The sequence below is a fragment of the Xanthomonas theicola genome (assembly GCF_014236795.1).
Lineage (GTDB): Bacteria > Pseudomonadota > Gammaproteobacteria > Xanthomonadales > Xanthomonadaceae > Xanthomonas_A > Xanthomonas_A theicola.
Genome location: NZ_CP049017.1, coordinates 4405026 through 4422217 on the forward strand (window position 1 = coordinate 4405026; position 17192 = coordinate 4422217).

General features: G+C 71.0%; 12 protein-coding genes and 2 pseudogenes. 7 read left to right on the forward strand and 7 right to left on the reverse strand.

Annotated elements, in window-relative coordinates:
- Positions 1–31 precede the first annotated feature (31 nt).
- Together G4Q83_RS24885 and G4Q83_RS24890 are read right to left on the reverse strand one after the other, a co-directional pair.
- A pseudogene (locus tag G4Q83_RS24885) lies at positions 32–467 on the reverse strand (glycoside hydrolase domain-containing protein); the annotation flags it as partial.
- A 107-nt stretch (positions 468–574) separates the two neighbouring features.
- A pseudogene (locus G4Q83_RS24890) lies at positions 575–1092 on the reverse strand (glycoside hydrolase family 92 protein); the annotation flags it as partial.
- A 126-nt stretch (positions 1093–1218) separates the two neighbouring features.
- Here G4Q83_RS24890 and G4Q83_RS20610 point away from each other — a divergent pair.
- The 3 genes from G4Q83_RS20610 to G4Q83_RS20620 all read left to right on the forward strand — a co-directional run bounded on the left by G4Q83_RS20610 (position 1219) and on the right by G4Q83_RS20620 (position 4949).
- Positions 1219–2268 carry a LacI family DNA-binding transcriptional regulator gene (locus G4Q83_RS20610; protein WP_128420333.1) on the forward strand — a complete coding sequence of 350 codons (1050 nt, stop codon included), beginning with the start codon at positions 1219–1221 and terminating at the stop codon, positions 2266–2268.
- Positions 2265–3572 carry a sugar MFS transporter gene (locus G4Q83_RS20615; protein WP_128420334.1) on the forward strand — a complete coding sequence of 436 codons (1308 nt, stop codon included), beginning with the start codon at positions 2265–2267 and terminating at the stop codon, positions 3570–3572. The genes G4Q83_RS20610 and G4Q83_RS20615 overlap by 4 nt, the downstream gene beginning before the upstream one ends.
- 90 nt (positions 3573–3662) lie before the next feature.
- Positions 3663–4949 (forward strand): AGE family epimerase/isomerase, encoded by a 1287-nt coding sequence (locus tag G4Q83_RS20620; protein ID WP_128420335.1) that lies wholly within the window; start codon positions 3663–3665, stop codon positions 4947–4949.
- Between the two features lie 348 nt (positions 4950–5297).
- Here the strand turns inward: G4Q83_RS20620 and G4Q83_RS20625 are convergent, their stop codons facing one another.
- The 3 genes from G4Q83_RS20625 to coaBC are packed head-to-tail and all read right to left on the reverse strand — an operon-like array spanning position 5298 to position 9367.
- Positions 5298–7628 carry a phosphomannomutase/phosphoglucomutase gene (locus G4Q83_RS20625; RefSeq protein WP_128420336.1) on the reverse strand — a complete coding sequence of 777 codons (2331 nt, stop codon included), beginning with the start codon at positions 7626–7628 and terminating at the stop codon, positions 5298–5300.
- Between the two features lie 15 nt (positions 7629–7643).
- Positions 7644–8114: a dUTP diphosphatase gene (dut, locus tag G4Q83_RS20630; protein ID WP_128420337.1), complete on the reverse strand. Its 471-nt coding sequence runs from the start codon at positions 8112–8114 to the stop codon at positions 7644–7646.
- The gene (gene coaBC / locus G4Q83_RS20635) at positions 8111–9367 is read right to left on the reverse strand and encodes a bifunctional phosphopantothenoylcysteine decarboxylase/phosphopantothenate--cysteine ligase CoaBC (protein WP_128420338.1); all 1257 of its coding nucleotides are present in this window, start codon (positions 9365–9367) and stop codon (positions 8111–8113) included. The genes dut and coaBC overlap by 4 nt, the downstream gene beginning before the upstream one ends.
- 97 nt (positions 9368–9464) lie before the next feature.
- Here coaBC and radC point away from each other — a divergent pair, with 97 nt between their 5' ends.
- The 3 genes from radC (at position 9465) to G4Q83_RS20650 (ending at position 12798) form a co-directional block, all read left to right on the forward strand.
- A complete protein-coding gene (gene radC, locus G4Q83_RS20640) occupies positions 9465–10139 on the forward strand; it encodes a RadC family protein (protein WP_128420339.1) in 675 nt (224 codons plus the stop codon).
- Positions 10140–10303: 164 nt separating this feature from the next.
- Positions 10304–11992: an arginine--tRNA ligase gene (gene argS / locus G4Q83_RS20645; RefSeq protein ID WP_128420340.1), complete on the forward strand. Its 1689-nt coding sequence runs from the start codon at positions 10304–10306 to the stop codon at positions 11990–11992.
- A gap of 14 nt (positions 11993–12006) precedes the next feature.
- Complete coding sequence (locus tag G4Q83_RS20650) at positions 12007–12798, forward strand: SPOR domain-containing protein (protein WP_128420341.1); 792 nt, start codon at positions 12007–12009, stop codon at positions 12796–12798.
- Between the two features lie 196 nt (positions 12799–12994).
- Here the strand turns inward: G4Q83_RS20650 and G4Q83_RS20655 are convergent, their stop codons facing one another.
- The gene (locus tag G4Q83_RS20655; RefSeq protein ID WP_128420342.1) at positions 12995–13750 is read right to left on the reverse strand and encodes an SDR family NAD(P)-dependent oxidoreductase; all 756 of its coding nucleotides are present in this window, start codon (positions 13748–13750) and stop codon (positions 12995–12997) included.
- Between the two features lie 195 nt (positions 13751–13945).
- The gene (locus G4Q83_RS24895; protein WP_185817282.1) at positions 13946–14425 is read right to left on the reverse strand and encodes a transposase; all 480 of its coding nucleotides are present in this window, start codon (positions 14423–14425) and stop codon (positions 13946–13948) included.
- Between the two features lie 125 nt (positions 14426–14550).
- On the opposite strand from G4Q83_RS24895, the gene G4Q83_RS20665 reads away from it, so the two are divergent.
- Positions 14551–17052 carry a PepSY domain-containing protein gene (locus G4Q83_RS20665; RefSeq protein WP_128421637.1) on the forward strand — a complete coding sequence of 834 codons (2502 nt, stop codon included), beginning with the start codon at positions 14551–14553 and terminating at the stop codon, positions 17050–17052.
- Positions 17053–17192 lie beyond the last annotated feature (140 nt).

Here is a 17192-nt window from a genome sequence, read left to right on the forward strand (position 1 = left end):
ATCGCCATGCGTCCCGTTCACGCGCCCGCGCCGGCGCGCGCCGGCAGCAGCCCAGCGCGGTGGACACGTACCAGGCCGACATCTGCCCCAGGTCGTCGTTGCCGGCCAGGTGGTCGGGACGCGCCGCGTACTGGCTGCGCATGATCTGCTGCAGCCGTGCCTGGTGCACCAGGGCTGGCCGGCGTAGGCGTACAGGCAGGCGAGGTGGTGGCTGGGCTCGTCGCCGTGCGCGGACCAGCCGATCGGCCCGGCGATGTCTTCCATGTGCTCGAACACCTTGGGATCGACCTTGGCCTCGAACATCCGGTCCAGCCGCGCCAGCAGCTTGTCCTCGCCGCCGTGCGCGCGGGCCAGGCCGGCCGCTTCCTGCTGCGGCACGTACAGGAGTACTGCCAGGCGTCGCCCTCGATGTAGTCGCTGCCGGCGTCGCCGGCGCTGGGATCGAGCGGTTCGCGGAAGCCGGTGGCGGTGCCGTCGGCGCGCAGCCGCAGCCGCGACCCGCTGATCTTGCCCGGGTAGTCGTACAGCTGGTGCGCAGGTCCAGCAGCACGTGCGCCGGCCGGCCCTTGGGGAAGGAGGGGCGGCGTACGCGGGCGCGGGCGGTGAGCTCGGCGCGCACATGGTGGTCGTCCAGGGTCGCCGCGGAGTACCCCGGCTCGGCGCGTTCGTCGTCGTGGCGCAAGCGCGAGCTGCCGCCGCTGCCGGGCGTATCCGGATCGCCGCGCTGAGCCGCACCGCGCCGCCGATCGGCATCAGCAGCATATCGCCCAGGTCGGAATGGCCGGTGCCGGAGAAACGCGTGTGCGAGCAGCCACCAGGCGGCGGTCGTCGTAGCGGTAGCCGGCAGCCCCGCCATCGGCATCCTTGCTTGCGCGGCTGGATGCGCGTGTCCGGGCTCAGCTGGACCATGCCGAACGGCACCGTGGTGCCGGGATAGGTGTGGCCCGCGCTGCCGGTGCCCATGAACGGGCCCACCGCGGCGCCCGCGCGCCCGCCGGGGCTGGCCGCGGCCTGCCGGGGGTGTCTTCGCCGCCGGCAACAGCGCGGCAGCCGTAGTGCGGCGGTGGCGCACTTGGTGCAGGTGCTACGCATCGCATTCCTCCGGTCGCACCGGCGCAACGGACAGCACAAAAGCCGAAACGGAATTGCTGCACTGCAAAATGCGTAGCGGATCACAACGGCGCAGGATGGGCGGCCTTTTAAACCGGTCTAATCGCCGTGCCACCGCCCCCTGCCGACAAACGCGTCACCGTCTCCGACATCGCCGCCGCCTGCGGCGTGTCGCGGGCGACCGTGTCGCTGGTGCTGCGCAACAGCCCGCTGGTGCATGCGGGCACGCGCGCGCGGGTGGCGGCGGAGATCGCGCGGCAGAGCTACGTCTACCACCGCGGTGCGGCCGGCCTGCGCGGGCGCGTCTCCAATGCGGTGGCGCTGGTGGTCAACGACCTGGCCAATCCGTTCTTCGCCGAATTCGCCGGCGGCGTGGACGCGGCGCTGGCCGAGGCCGGCTACGTGATGTTGATGGGCAGCACCGGCGAATCGCCGCAGCGCCAGCAGACCGTGCTCGCCTCGCTGATCGAGCACCAGCCGGCGGCGCTGATCCTGGCGCCGACCGAGAATACCGATGCGGCGCAACTGCGCCGACTGCTGGGGGCGCAGCGGCCGGTGCTGCTGTTCAACCGTGCGCTGGACGGCGACTGGCCGTTGCTGGCGCTGGACAATCGCCGCGGCGCACACCTGGCCACCGAGCACCTGCTGGCGCAGGGACACCGGGCGATCGCGTTCTTCGGTGGGCGTCGCCAGTCCAGTTCCTGCGCCGAGCGCCGCGCCGGCTACCGCGACGCGCTCGCCGCCGCCGGCATCGCCGCCGATCCGGCCTGGCTGATCGAATGCGCGCCGACCCGGCTGGACGCCGCGCGCCAGGCCGGCGCGCTGCGCGCGCGCGCGCCACTGCCGACCGCGCTGGTCTGCTACAACGACGTGGTCGCGCTCGGCCTGGCCAGCGGCCTGGCCGAGCGCGGCCGCCACGCCGGCCACGACTACGCGCTGATCGGCTTCGACGACATCCCCGAAGCCGCGGTCGCCACCCCTCCGCTGTCCACCATCGCCGTCGCCCCGCGCGAACGCGGCATGCAGGCCGCACAGCTGGTGCTGGACGCATTGCGCCAGCGACAGGCGTTGCCTGCGCTTACCATCGCCCCGGCCCGGTTGTGCCTGCGTGCCAGCAGCCGCGTCGCCCTCTCGCCCGTCCCTGGAGTCGCTGCATGAGCCGTCGTCCGCTGTCCAACACCGCCGCCATCGCGGTGGTCAGCATGATCTTCTTCACCTGGGGCGGCCTGACCAGCCTCAACGATGTGCTGATCCCGCATCTGAAAGCGGTATTCCAGATGAACTACGCGCAGTCGATGCTGATCCAGTTCACCTTCTTCGGCGCGTACTTCCTGATGTCGCTGCCGGCCGGGGCGGTGGTGGCGCGGGCCGGCTACAAGGCCAGCATCGTCATCGGCCTGGCGGCGGCGGCGATCGGCGCGGCGATGTTCTATCCGGCCGCGCGGCTGCCGTCGTATCCGCTGTTCCTGACCGCGCTGTTCGTGCTGGCCAGCGGCATCACCCTGCTGCAGGTGGCGGCCAATCCGTACATCAGCCTGATCGGCGACCCGGACAAGGCGCCGAGCCGGTTGAACTTCGCGCAGGCGCTGAACTCGCTGGGCACCACCGTGTTCCCGCTGCTGATCGGTCCGCTGATCCTGGCCACCGCAGTGCTGGGCGCCGACCAACTGGCGGCGCTGAACCCGGAGCAACTGGCGGCCTACCACATCGAGCAGGCGCGTTCGGTGGAGGTCCCCTACCTGATGCTCGCCGGCGGCCTGCTGCTGCTGGCGGTGTTCGTGTTGGTGATGCGCATCCCGTCGCTGCGCGAGGACAGCGGCAGCGGCGTCGAGTCGCACCACAGCTTCGGCGACGCGCTGCGCCAGTCGCACCTGCGGTGGGGCGTGGTCGCGATCTTCATGTACGTGGGTGCGGAAGTGTCGATCGGCAGCTTCCTGATCAACTACATCTCCGGCCCGACCACCGGCGGCCTGAGCGAGGCCACCGCCAGCCGCTACCTGGCATTCTACTGGGGCGGCGCGATGGTGGGCCGCTTCGCCGGCGCCGCGCTGCTGCAGGTGATCCCGGCGCGCAGGCTGCTGGCCGCGTTCGCCGGCGTCGCTTCGCTGCTGCTGATCGTCACCATGATCAGCAGCGGCCACGTGGCGATGTGGAGCGTGATCGCGATCGGCCTGTTCAACTCGATCATGTTCCCCACCATCTTCACCGTGTCCATCGAGCGCCTCGGCCCGCTGACCGGCAAGGCCTCGAGCCTGCTGATCATGGGCATCGTCGGCGGCGCGATCGTGCCGCTGGCGCAGGGGGGGCTGGCCGACGTGATCGGCATCCAGCATGCCTTCGTGATTCCGCTGCTGTGCTACGCCTACATCCTCTGGTACGGCCTGCGCGGCTCGCGGCTGTCGGCCAACCACTTGCCGGCCGCGTTGCCGGGCGCCGCATCGGTGGCGCGCGCGAGGCATTGATCCGCGGTCAAGGCGCGGCGCCGCACCGCACCGCACCCGCTTCCGGCCGTTCTTCCCTTCCCCCCACACAACCTGACGCCCCTCGACCGCATGAACCTGCCCGCCACGCCCCTGCCCGACTTCGCCGACGCCGCCGTCCTGCGCGCGCACATCGCCGACACCATGGCCTTCTACCATCCGCGCGCGATCGATCCGGCCGGCGGCTTCTTCCACTATTTCCGCGACGACGGCAGCGTGTACGACGCCGGCCACCGCCACCTGGTCAGCAGCACCCGCTTCGTCTTCAACTACGCGATGGCGGCCGCCGAATTCGCCGATTCGCCGCTGGCCGCCGAGTACCTGGACGCCGCGCGCCACGGCCTGCGCTACCTGCGCGAGGCGCACCGCGACGCCGCCAGCGGCGGCTACGTGTGGACCCTGCGCGACGGCGTCGCCGAGGACCGCACCCAGCACGCCTACGGCGCCGCGTTCGTGCTGGTGGCCTATTCCACCGCGAAGAAGGCCGGCATCGACACCGACGCGTGGCTGGACGAGACCTGGCAGCTGCTGGAAACCCGCTACTGGGACGCCGCCGCCGGCCTGTACCGCGACGAGGCCACGCCGGACTGGCAGTTCTCCAACTACCGCGGGCAGAACGCCAACATGCACCTGTGCGAGGCGCTGATCGCCGCCTATGAGGCCAGCGCCGAACCGCGCTACGTGCAGCGCGCGCTGCTGCTCGCCGACCACATCACCCGCCGCCAGGCGGCGCTGGCCGGCGGCCTGGTGTGGGAGCACTACGACGCCGATTGGCAGGTGGACTGGGACTATAACCGCGACAATCCCAAGCATCTGTTCCGCCCGTGGGGTTTCCAACCCGGCCACCAAGTGGAATGGTCGAAGCTGCTGGTGCTGCTGCACGGGCACCTGCAGGCCGCTTCCGGCACTGCGCCGGGGTGGCTGCTGCCGACCGCGCGGCACCTGTTCGACACCGCGCTGGCGCACGGCTGGGACGCGCAGTACGGCGGCATCGTCTACGGCTTCGCCTCCGGCACCGAGGCCGAACCGGTGGTCGGCGTGCCCGATGTGGCGAAGAGCCCGACCTACTTCTGCGACGACGACAAGTATTTCTGGGTGCAGGCCGAGGCGATCGCCGCCGCCGCGCGGCTGCTGGCCGCGACCGGCGACGCATCCTACCGCGCCGCCTACGACAGGCTGTGGGCGTACTCCTGGGAACACCTGGTCGACCACGGCTACGGCGCCTGGTTCCGCATCCTCAGCCGCGACAACCGCAGCTACAGCGACGAGAAGAGCCCGGCCGGCAAGACCGACTACCACACCATGGGCGCCTGCCACGACGTGCTGGCGGTGATGCGCGGCAGCCAGGCGTTCGCGTAGCGCGAAGGCGGCATGTGCGCCGGGTGCCGGCGATCCGGCGCCTCTGCCTTCTGTAGAGCGGGAGCCGATCTACGGCACAAGCTCGAAGCTTCAGGAGCGACGGGACTTCCCGCCCCTCCTGCGATGATCAGTCGGAAGACACAACGCCGTAGAGACGCCATGTCCAGATACTCTATGTCCAGATGCTAAGGAGCGACTTCCGTCGCACCCAACGAAGCGAGATGCTTACCGGTCTCGGATACAGTCGGCGCTGAAAGCCCCCCACCACAGGATTGGGCATGCCAGCCGGGCACTGGCGACAGCGCACCGGCGGTGATCGCCGCGTGCGGCAGTGCGCCGGCGAGCGCATCAGAACCCCGGCGCCAGCGCCGGCAGCAGCGCCTGCAACTGGCGGCGGAACAGATCCTTGATCCGCTCCAGCGCGGCCGCGGTGTCGGCCTCGAACCGCAGCACCAGCACCGGCGTGGTGTTGGACGCGCGCACCAGGCCCCAGCCATCGGCGAAGTCGGCGCGCAGGCCGTCGAGGGTGAGCAGTTGCGCGCCGTCGAACGGCGAGCCTTCCCGCTGCGCGGCAGCGACCAGCTGCGCGACCAGCGCATGCGCGTCCTGCCCGTCCAGGGGCAGCTTGATTTCGGGCGTGGACACACTGTCGGGCAACTCGGCCAGCATCGCCGACGGGCTCTCCTGGCGCTGCGCCAGGATCTCCAGCAGCCGCGCCGCCGCGTACAGGCCGTCGTCGAAGCCGTACCAGCGCTCCTTGAAGAAGAAGTGCCCGCTCATCTCCCCGGCCAGTTCCGCGTCGGTCTCGCGCATCTTCGCCTTGATCAGCGAATGCCCGGTCTTCCACATCATCGGGCTGCCACCGTTGCGCAGCACGTAGTCCGACAGTTTGCCGGTGCATTTGACGTCGTAGATCACCAGCGCGCCGGGATTGCGCTGCAGCACGTCGGCGGCGAACAGCATCAGCAGGCGATCGGGGCGGATCACCGTGCCTTCCTTGCTGACCACGCCGAGCCGGTCGGCATCGCCGTCGAAGGCGATGCCCAGGTCGGCGTCGAAGCGCTGCACCGTCTGGATCAGGTCTTCCAGGTTGTGCGGCTCGCTGGGATCGGGGTGATGGTTGGGGAAGGTGCCGTCGACGTCGCAGTACAACGGGATGACCTCCGCGCCGATCGCCTGCAGCAAGCGCGGCGCCAGTTCGCCGCCGGCGCCGTTGCCGGCGTCGGCCACCACCTTCAATGGGCGGTCCAGTTGTACGTCGTCGGCGATGCGCTGGATGTAGTCGTCGCCGACGTCGCGCTGCTCCAGCCGTCCCGGTTCGGCCGCGGTCGGCAGGCGGCCTTCGCTGATCCGCGCGTACAGGTCGCCGATCGCCTCGCCGGACAGCGTCTGGCCGCCGACCACGATCTTGAAGCCGTTGTAGTCCGGCGGGTTGTGGCTGCCGGTCACCGCCAAGCAGCTGCCGGCGCGCAGGTGGAAGCTGGCGAAGTAGACCAGCGGCGTCGGCGCCAGGCCGATGTCGGTGACGTGGCAGCCGGCGCGGCGCAGGCCCTCGATCAGTCCCGCCGACAGCTCCGGCCCGGACAGGCGGCCGTCGCGGCCGACCACCACGTCGGTCAGCCCCTGCTCCTGCATCACCGCGCCGATCGCCTGGCCGATCAGGGCGGCGACCTGCGGACTGAGGTCGCGCCCGACCACGCCGCGGATGTCGTAAGCGTGGAAGATGCCGGCCGGCACCGTCTGTGCCGTGACCCGTCTGGCCGGCGCGGCCTCGCCCTCCGGCGGCGGCCGCGGCGGCGGTTCCTGGTGTTGCAGGCTCTGCCGCAGGGTGGGTTCCGCGTCGGCGCGCACGGCGACCGCGGCGCGGCGCGGCCGCGGCAGGCGCCCGCGCGCGGCCATCAGCACCGCCAGGGCCAGGAATCCGAGCAGGCCGGCGACGACCAGACTCGGCAGCGCGCCCAGGCCGAACGGGCCGAGCTCGGCATCGGGCAACGCCGCGACCATCCGCAGCCCGGTCGCGCCGACCGGGCGCGACAGCGCGTCGCCATGGTCGGCCAGGCCGTTGTCGCCGGCACCGATCACGTCGTAGCTCCCCTGGCGCAGCGCCAGGTAGCCGCTGGCCGGGACCTCGGCCTGGGCCACCGGCGCGGTCAAGACGCGCAGCGGCAGGCGCAGATAGGCGACGCCCGCCCCGGTGTCCAGCGCCACCGGCGCCGCCAGTCCCAGCCGCGGCCCGCCGCCGTCGCGCACCACCGCGCTGGCGACGGCGTCGCTCAGCAGCGCCTTTTCCAGCAGCGCCAGGCGGCCGTAGCCGAAGCGGTCCACGTCGGCATAGCCGGCACCGAGGTCGCCGGGCAGCACTTGCGCGTCTTCCGCATCCTTCCAGCCCTCACGCAGCGCCTGCGCCGCCGTCGCCGCGTCGCCGCGCGCCAGGGCGGACTGCACCCCGGACTGCCGCAGCTGCGCGGCGAAGCGCTGGGTCGCCGCCGCCAGCGCCTGCGAGGTCTGCGCCACTGCGGCGTCGCGCGCCTGTTCCAGGGCGATCGCGCTGTGCTCGTCGCGCCATTGCCGCACGCCGCTCCAGCCGAACCACGTGGCCAGCACGGCCAGCAGCGCCAGCAGCGGCACCGCCTTGCGCAAACCATCCGGCGCCGGCCGCCGTTGTGTTGCCTCGCTCATGCAGACGATCCCCCGTCAGCGCACTCCGGTATGGCCGAATCCACCCGTTCCCCTGACGCTGTCGGCGAAAGTATCCACCACCTGCAGGGCGACGCGCACGACCGGCATCACGACCAGCTGCGCGACGCGGTCGCCGGGGGCGATGCTGAACGGCTCGCGGCCGCGGTTCCAGACGCTGATCAGCAGCGGGCCCTGGTAGTCGGCGTCGATCAGGCCGGTGCCGTTGCCGAGCACGATGCCGTGCCGATGGCCCAGCCCGGAGCGCGGCAGGATCACCGCGCACAGCTGCGGGTCGGCGATGTAGATGGCCAGCCCGCTGGGAATCAGCGCGGTATCCCCCGGTTCCAAGGTCAGCGGCGCCTCGGTGGCCGCGCGCAGGTCGAGGCCGGCGCTGGCCTCGGTGGCGTAGTCCGGCAGCGGCCAGCTGTCGCCGAAGCGCGGGTCGAGCAGTTTGACCTGCAGCGGGTGTGGCGTCGGGGTGGTCATGCCTGCAGTCTCTCCGCGATCAGGGCCAGCAATTGTTCGGCCAGTTGTGCCTTGGACACGGCCGGGAAGTTCCGCGCGCCCTCCTGCCAGTAGGCGGTGGCGGCGTTCTCGTCGCTCTCGAAGCCGTTGCCGGCCACCCCCACCTGGTTGGCGATGATCAGGTCCAGGCGCTTGTCGTTGAGTTTGCCACGCGCGTAGCGCTCGATGTCGTGGGTCTCGGCGGCGAAGCCGACCACCAGCTTCAGTGCCTGGGTCTGGGCGGCGACCTCGGCCAGGATGTCCGGGGTACGCACCAGTTCCAGGGTCAGCACGTCGCCGCTCTTCTTGAGCTTCTGCGCGGCAACCTGCCTGGGCGTGTAATCGGCGACCGCGGCGGTGCCGATGTAGATGTCGGCCGGCAGCGCACCGAGCACCGCTTCGCGCATCTGCGCCGCCGAACGCACGTCGATGCGGCGCACGCCGTCGGGCGTGGGCAGGTGCACCGGGCCGCTGACCAGCGCCACCGCGGCGCCCTGCCGCGCGGCGGCGGCGGCCAGGGCGTAGCCCATCTTGCCGCTGCTGCGGTTGCCGAGGTAGCGCACCGGATCCAGGTCTTCGTAGGTCGGGCCGGCACTGATCAGCAGGCGCAGGCCGCGCAACGCGCCGGCGCCGCCCGGCGCGGGCGCCGCCACCACGGGCACAGGCGTGGCCGCGGCGCGGCCGGCGGCCAGCGCCGCGACGATGTCCTCCGGCTCGGCCAGGCGCCCGGGCCCGGACTCGCCCTCGGCCAGCGGGCCGTCGTTCGGCCCGACCACGCTGGCGCCGCGCTGGCGCAGCGTGGCGACATTGGCCTGGGTGGCCGGATGCAGCCACATACGGTGGTTCATCGCCGGGCAGATGGTCAGCGGCGCGGTGGTGGCCAGGCACAGCGTGGCCACCAGATCGCCGGCCAGACCATGGGCCAGCCGCGCCAGCAGGTCGGCGCTGGCCGGCGCCACCACCACGCGGTCGGCCCAGCGCGCCAGTTCCAGGTGGCCCATCGCCTGCTCGGCGGCGCTGTCCCACAGGCTGGTGCGGGTCGGGTGCGCAGACAGCGCCTGGAAACTCAGCGGCGTCACGAATCGCTGCGCGCCGGCGGTCATCGCCACCTGCACCTCGGCGCCGGCGCCGCGCAGGCGCCGCACCAGCTCCAGCGTCTTGTAGGCGGCGATCCCGCCGCCCACGCACAACAACACACGCCGCCCCTGCAGGGGGCCCTCGAAAGTACCGGTCACGTCGGGAATGTCCTACCCATGCAAGGACGATTAGCTTACCCGATGGCCTTCGGCGGCCCTGATACCGTTGCGCCATATCGCCCGCCAATCTGGCGATATGCACATATCCGACTGGCCCTGCGACGAACGCCCCCGGGAAAAGCTGCTGTCGCGCGGCGCCCGGGCCCTCTCCGATGCCGAACTGCTGGCGATCTTCCTCGGCTCCGGCCTGCCCGGCAGCGACGCGGTGCGGACCTCGCGCGACCTGCTGCAGCGGCACGGCCCGCTGCGCGCGCTGCTCGATCGCACCCCCGGCGACCTGATCGGCCTGCCGGGGCTGGGTCCGGCACGGGCGTGCAAGCTGGCGGCCGCGCTGGAGCTGGGCCAACGCCACCTGGCGGCCGACCTGGAACGCGGCACCACCTTGACCGACCAGGACGCGGCAGGCCGCTACTTCTCGCAACGGTTGCGGGCACGGCCGCACGAGGTGTTCGCCGTGCTGTTCCTGGACACCAAGCACCGCTCGCTGGCGTTCGAGGAACTGTTCCAGGGCACTCTCGACAGTGCCGAAGTGTATCCGCGCGAAGTGGTGCGGCGCGCGCTGGCGCACAATGCGGCAGCGGTGATCATCGGCCACAACCACCCGTCCGGGAATCCGGAGCCCTCGCCCGCCGACCGCGCCGTCACCGATCGCCTGAAGCAGGCGCTGGGACTGGTGGACGTGCGCCTGCTGGACCATTTCATCGTCGGCGACGGCTTGCCGGTGTCGATGGCGGCGCGCGGCTGGGCATGATCCGGCGGTGGCGGCCATGGATGCCGCCGGGCCTGTGCGAATCCCGAATGCCCATCCCGAATGCCGCCGCCGCCAGCCGGCCTGAGGTCGGGCTGAACCCGGCACCGGCCGGGAAGCGACGGGTCGGGTAAAATCGCCGGTTCCGCGCTTCAAGCAGACAACACGTGAAATCCCAACTCCGCGCCCTGATCGGTCAAGGCATCGAAGCCTTGCGCGCCAACGGCACCCTGCCAGCCGATACCCTGCCGTCGGACTTCGTGGTCGAACGGCCCAAGACCCGCGAACATGGCGACTTCGCCACCAACGCCGCGATGCTGCTGGCCAAGGCGGCGCGCGGCAATCCGCGCGCGCTGGCCCAGCAGCTGGTCGCCGCGCTGCCGGCCAGCGACGACGTGACCCGGGTCGAGATCGCCGGCCCCGGCTTCATCAACTTCCACCTCGGCCCCGGCGCCTACCAGCGCGAAGTGCTGGCGGTGATCAAACAGGGCGAGGACTACGGCCGCAGCCTGGTCGGCAACGGCAGCACGGTGGGCGTGGAGTACGTGTCGGCCAACCCGACCGGTCCGCTGCACGTGGGCCACGGCCGTGCCGCGGCGATCGGCGACTGCCTGGCGCGGCTGCTCGAGGCCAACGGCTGGAACGCCAAGCGCGAGTTCTACTACAACGACGGCGGCGGACAGATCGAGAATCTGGCGCGCTCGGTGCAGGCACGCGCGCAGGGCAAGACCCCGGGCAGCCCCGATTGGCCCGAGGAAGGCTATCGCGGCGACTACATCCAGGACGTGGCCACTGCCTACCTGGCCGGCGATTCGGTGGACCTGGAAGGCCATCTGGTCACCGGCGCCGGGGATGCGGACGACCTGGAGGCGATCCGCCGCTTCGCCGTGGCCTATCTGCGCAACGAGCAGAATCACGACTTGGCCGCGTTCGGCGTCGATTTCGACATCTACTTCCTGGAAAGCTCGCTGTATCGCGACGGCAAGGTCGAGGAGGCGGTGCAGAAGCTGGTCGCGTCCGGCCACACCTACGAGGAGGGTGGCGCGCTGTGGCTGAAATCGACCGATTTCGGCGACGACAAGGACCGGGTGATGCGCAAGTCCGACGGCAGCTACACCTACTTCGTGCCGGACGTGGCCTATCACCTGAGCAAGTGGCAGCGCGGCTACGTGCGTGCGATCACCGAACTGGGCGCCGACCACCACGGCTCGCTGGCGCGGGTGCGCGCCGGGTTGCAGGCACTGGACCTGGGCATCCCCAAGGGCTGGCCCGAATACGTGCTGCACCAGATGGTCACGGTGATGCGCGCCGGCGACGAAGTGAAACTGTCCAAGCGCGCCGGCAGCTACCTGACCCTGCGCGACCTGATCGAGGAAGCCGGCCGCGACGCCACGCGCTGGTTCCTGATCGCGCGCAAGCCCGATTCGCAGCTGATCTTCGACATCGACCTGGCGCGCCAGCAGAGCAACGACAACCCGGTGTTCTATGTGCAGTACGCGCACGCCCGCGTCTGCAGCTTGCTGCGCCAGGCACAGGAGAAGCAGCTGGACTACGACCAGGGCGACGGGCTGAGCCAGCTGAACCGGCTGAACGAAGCGACCTCGCTGGACCTGATGCTGGAGCTCTCGCGCTACCCGGAAGTGGTGGAGAATGCGGGGCATGTCCTGGAGCCGCACCTGATCGCGCAGTACCTGCGCGAACTGGCGACCGCATTCCACACCTGGTACCACGGCACCCCCGTGCTGGTGGACGATGCGGGCGAACGCAACGCCAAACTGACCCTGGCGGTGGCGGCGCAGCGAGTCCTGGCGAACGGCCTGAACCTCCTGGGCGTTTCTGCCCCGGAAAAGATGTGAGTGGAGAAGCGGTAATGGCAGCACGACGCGGTAAGACGCAGGCGCGGCGCAATAGCGGCAACGGCACGCCCGGATGGGTGTGGCTGATCGCCGGCGTGGCGATCGCGGCCGTGGTGTTCATGGCGGCGCCTGGCCTGTTCAAGAAGAACGGTGACGGATTCCTGCGCGTCGGCGGCCCGCGCGCCAACCCCGACGCGCAACCGGCGCCGGTGGCCGACACCGACGCCGACGCGGCGCCGGAACTGCCCAGGCCGGCGGCGGCCACCGGCAGCGCCAAGCCCGAAGCCAAGAAGAACGCACAGACCCAGTACGATTTCTACACCTTGCTGCCCGGCAAGGAAGTACAGATGTCCGATGCCGAACTGGCGGCCAGCGCACGCGCCGAAGCGGCCCGCCAGGCGCGCGCGCCGCAGGCGGCCGCCGCCACGGCGGCGGCGTCCAATCCGACGCCGTTGCCGGAAACCGCGCCGGCGGGCGTGCCCGGCACCCCAGCGGCCGCAGCGGCCACGCCGGCCATGACGACGCCGGCCACGCCCGGTGTGGCGCCTGCGGCGGCGACCACAGCGCCGGACAGCACCCGCTACATGCTGCAGGCCGGTTCGTTCGGCGCTTCCGGCGACGCCGAGTCGACCAAGGCCAAACTGGCGATGCTGGGTCTGTCGGCACGCGTGGAATCGGTGCAGATCGGCCGCAAGACCGTCTACCGCGTGCGCATGGGTCCATACGGCACCGCCAGCGAACTGGCCGAGGCCAAGCAGAGGCTGACCGGCAGCGGCGTGCCGGCGATCGCGATCAAGGCGCAATAAGGCGGGGAGTGGGGAACCGGGAAACGGCAATTGGGCAAAGCAACTGCTCCCATGCCCCCTTGACCGGTTGCCGGCCGGCAGTCGTTGAACGTGCCGCCCCGGTCGCGCGAGCACCGCCGACGTCGGATTGGGGACCTGCAGCAGGGGCAGCACATCGCCGCCTGCTTCTGCCATTCCCCATTCCCGGCCTTTGCGATCAGGCGTCCTGGCGCGCGACCTGGAAGCCGGCGAAGGACTGCGTCACCGGCATGATTTCCAGCCGATTGACGTTCAGGTGCGGCGGCAGCGTGGCGACCCAGAAAATCTGCTCGGCGATGTCCTCGGCGGTCATCGGCTGCGCGCCGTGGTACAGCTTGTCCGACGCGCCCTGGTTGCCGTGGGTGCGGACCAGGGTGAACTCGGTCTCAGCCATGCCCGGTTCGATCGCGGTCACGCGCACGCCGGTGCCGTGCAGGTCCGAACGCAGGCCCAGCGAGAATTGGCTGACGAAGGCCTTGGTGCCGCCGTAGGCATTGCCGCCCGGATACGGGTACAGCGCGGCCACCGAACTGATGTTGATGATCGCACCGCGGCGCTGGATCAGCGTCGGCAGCAGGCGATGGGTCAGGGTCGCCAGCGCGGTGATGTTGGTGTCGATCATCGTGCGCCAGTCGTCCAGCAGCGCCGCCTGCGCCGGCGCGGTACCTTGCGCCAAGCCGGCGTTGTTGACCAGCAGGTCGATGCCGCGGAACGCCTCCGGCAACTCGGCCAGCATCGCATCGAGCGCGGCCGCGTCGCGGATGTCGAACGCCGCCACGTGCACGCGCTCGGCGCCGAACTCGGCGAGCAGCGGCTGCAGGCGCTCGGCGCGGCGACCGGTGGCGATCACGCGCCAGCCGGCAGCGACGAAGCGGCGCACAGCGGCGGTGCCGAAACCGGAGGTGGCGCCGGTGATCAGGGCGGTCTGGGTCATTGTTGGCCGGGAATCGAGAGGGGGATCGGGAATGGTAAAAGCTAAAGGAACCTCTGAACAAACACTACCCTTGGATACGGCAGCGGTGGCGTAGGCCCCGCCGCGAAGATCCATCGCCGCACCATGGCGGCCAAGTCCAAGGGCCGGTTGAAGCGGCAGCACAATTCGGACAGGCAGCAGGGACATGGCCAAGAATCAGGTCCGCGGCGGCAGTTTGGCGTCGGCCAGTACCGTGCCAGGGGGGGGGGGGGGCGAGGTCGGGTGCTTGCCGCGATGGCGCTGGAACACATCGCGGCCATGCCGGCGGCAATGACGGCGATGCCCGCAGGCAGGGCAGACCAGCCCCTGGGGCCATCGTTGCGCGAACAATGCCTGTCGGCATGGCGCCTGCTGGCCGTAGCGCTCCAGAAACGCCGGCAGACTCAGGCCCGCCTGGAACCGGATCAGGTGCTTTTTCCTCCCCATGGCGCCGGCCTGTTGTGGATCAGACAGATGCAGCTTTGCAGACGCCTGGATCAAGGGATGCGACTGGTGGGGAATCAGGAAAGACTTTGAACAGGCTCTTACGGCAATGTCAGCGCAATCGGGTTGGCCTTCATCGCGGCGGCGATCGACGGGAACGGACCGGGGCTGGCCGAAGAAACCGGCCAGGGTTGATGTCGCAACGATGACCATCCGGTGGCGTCTGCCTGGCAACGGCGCCGGCGATCACGCCTGGAGGTAGACGCTGTTGCGTCGATTAACGCGTGTGATACGCATTCCGATCTACAATGCGCAGCCGTCTTCCGGCTTGCCGATCCGTGACCAAGAAGCTGCTGTTCCAGTTGCACTGGCTGCTCGGCATCAGCGCCGGGCTGGTGCTATCGGTGATGGGGCTGAGCGGTGCCACGCTGTCCTTCGAGGACGAGATCGTGCGCTGGGCCAACCCGCCGCTGGCCGCAGCGGCCGCGCGCCACGCCGCCGGCGAGTCGCCGCTGCCGCTGGCCGAGCTGGCGCGGCGCCTGGACCTGGGCGGCGCGCATCGCGCCACGCGCTTGCTGATCGATCCCACCGGCACGCGCCCGTCGCACGTGCGTCTGGCCGGCCGTGACGGCGGGCGCCTCTATTTCGATCCCTACACCGGGCAGACCATGCCGGAGCCGCGGCTGACCGGGCTGTTCGAGTTCGCCGAGGACCTGCATCGGAACTTGCTGTCCGGCAAGCGCGGCAAGGCAGTCACCGGCGCTTGCGCGCTCGCGCTGATCTTCTTCTGCCTGTCCGGGCTGTACCTGCGCTGGCCGCGGCAGTGGTGGAGCTGGCGCGCGTGGTGGGTGGTGGAATGGAAGCGGCAGGGGCGCAGTTTCCTGTGGAGCCTGCACTCGGTGATCGGCACCTGGTGTCTGGCGCTCTATCTGCTGATCGCGCTGACCGGGCTGTACTGGTCCTACGACTGGTACCGGCGCGGACTGCAAACGGTGCTCGGCGGCGAGCGCGCGCACGCCGAGGGCGGCGGCCGCGGCGGCAAGCCGCCGGCGCTGGACTATGCGCGGTTGCAGACCACGCTCGACGCGTTGCCCGGCGTGCGCCGCGCCTACCTGGACGTGCGCCTGCCCGGGCGCGCCGGCCAGCCGCTGAGCGTGCGCTATCTGGCGCCGGATCCGGTGCACAGTCGTGCCTTCGACAGCGTGGAGATCGATCCGCACAGCGGCGCCACCGTACGCCAGGACTACCGGCAACAGCCGCTGGCGCAGCAGTTGCTGAGCAGCGTCTTCGCCCTGCACAGCGGCAGTTTCTTCGGCCTGGCCGGGCGCGTGGTGGTGATGCTGGCGAGCCTGTGCATGTCGCTGTTCTTCGTCACCGGGTGGCTGCTGTACCTGGACCGGCGGCGCAAGAAGCGCGCGCTGCACCGCGCGCGCCGCGGCCTGGGGTCGGTCGCGCCGGCCGCGGCCGAACCGTGGCTGGTGGGCTTCGCCAGCCAGAGCGGATTCGCCGAACGCCTGGCCTGGCAGGCCGCCGGCCAGTTGCAGGCAGCCGGCGTGCCGGTGCAGGTGCAGTCGTTGGCGCAGTTGGACGCGGCGCGGCTGGGCAGCGTGCGGCGTGCGCTGTTCGTGGTCAGCACCTTCGGCGACGGCGAGGCGCCGGACCCGGCGCGCGGCTTCGAGAAGAAAGTGCTGCGCCAGATCCAGGCCCTGCCCGGGCTCGGCTATGCGCTGCTGGCGCTGGGTGATCGCCAGTACGCGCGCTTCTGTGGCTTCTCGCGCCGGCTGGAACAGTGGCTGGCCGCGCAGGGCGCGCAGGCGCTGTTTCCGTCGGTGGAGGTGGACAACGCCGATCCGCAGGCGCTGGCGCAGTGGCAGCGGCAATTGTCCGCGGTCACCGGCGTGGCCGCGGCGGCGCCGGAGCTGGAGGTGCCGCCGTCGCTGGAGTGGCGCCTAGTGGCCCGTGCGCTGCTCAATCCCGGCAGTGCCGGCGCGCCGGTGTGGCGCATCGACCTGGCCGCGCCGGCGCCGGTGCGATGGCAGGCCGGCGACATTCTGGAAGTGCAACCCTGCCACGCCGCCGACGCGGTGCGGGCCTGGCTCGTCGCGCATGGCCTGGCCGCCGACACGCCGGTGCACGTCGGCGGCGCGCGGGTGCCGCTGCAGGCGGCGCTGGCCGATCGCGTGCTGTCGCAGCTCGGGCCCGGGCCCGAGCTGCAGGCCTGGCTGGATGCGCTGCCGCAGCTGCCGCTGCGCGAATACTCGATCGCCTCGGTGCCGGCCGACGGCCTGTTGCAACTGGTGGTGCGCCTGGCCCGGCGCAGCGACGCCAGCGCCGGCCTGGGCTCGGGCTGGTTGTGCCTGCATGCAGCGCCAGGCACGGCGGTGCAGGCGCGGGTGCGCGCCAACCCCGGGTTCCGCCGCCATGGCGATGCGCCGCTGCTGTTGATCGGCAACGGCACCGGCATCGCCGGCCTGCGCAGCCTGCTGCGCGAAGCCAGGCAGGCCGGCGTGCATGGCCACTGGCTGCTGTTCGGCGAACGCAACGCCGCGCACGACGCGCTGTTCGGCGCGGAGCTGCGCGCCTGGCGGGACAGCGGCCACCTGCAGCGCCTGGACCTGGCGTTCTCGCGCGACCAGCCAGGCAAGGTCTACGTGCAGGATCGCCTGCGCGATGCCGCCGACGAGGTGCGCGCCTGGCTCGCGCGTGGCGCCACGCTCCACGTCTGCGGCAGCCTGGACAGCATGGCCCGCGGCGTGGACGCGGCCTTGCGCGAGATCCTCGGCGAAGAGGCGCTGGATGCGCTCAGCGCCGAAGGGCGGTATCGGCGCGATGTGTACTGATGTCTGGCACGGTTGGAACGATTCGGACGGAGTCCTTTCCTTGGCCCGGACCGCATCCGATCGCGTTGTTTCCACCGCTGCGCTTGTCGCGGCTGAAGCTGCGACCAAATGCATCAGCGATCATTGCAGCGACTGTTCCG

Excerpts from the sequence above, each read along its gene's own strand:
- G4Q83_RS20650 (WP_128420341.1), top strand. The coding sequence starts at position 12,007 with ATGGCAGCACGACGCGGTAAGACGCAGGCGCGGCGCAATAGCGGCAAC.
- radC (WP_128420339.1), top strand. The coding sequence starts at position 9,465 with ATGCACATATCCGACTGGCCCTGCGACGAACGCCCCCGGGAAAAGCTG.
- G4Q83_RS20615 (WP_128420334.1), top strand. The coding sequence starts at position 2,265 with ATGAGCCGTCGTCCGCTGTCCAACACCGCCGCCATCGCGGTGGTCAGC.
- G4Q83_RS20655 (WP_128420342.1), bottom strand. The coding sequence starts at position 13,750 with ATGACCCAGACCGCCCTGATCACCGGCGCCACCTCCGGTTTCGGCACC.
- G4Q83_RS20625 (WP_128420336.1), bottom strand. The coding sequence starts at position 7,628 with ATGAGCGAGGCAACACAACGGCGGCCGGCGCCGGATGGTTTGCGCAAG.
- G4Q83_RS20620 (WP_128420335.1), top strand. The coding sequence starts at position 3,663 with ATGAACCTGCCCGCCACGCCCCTGCCCGACTTCGCCGACGCCGCCGTC.
- G4Q83_RS24895 (WP_185817282.1), bottom strand. The coding sequence starts at position 14,425 with ATGGTCATCGTTGCGACATCAACCCTGGCCGGTTTCTTCGGCCAGCCC.
- dut (WP_128420337.1), bottom strand. The coding sequence starts at position 8,114 with ATGACCACCCCGACGCCACACCCGCTGCAGGTCAAACTGCTCGACCCG.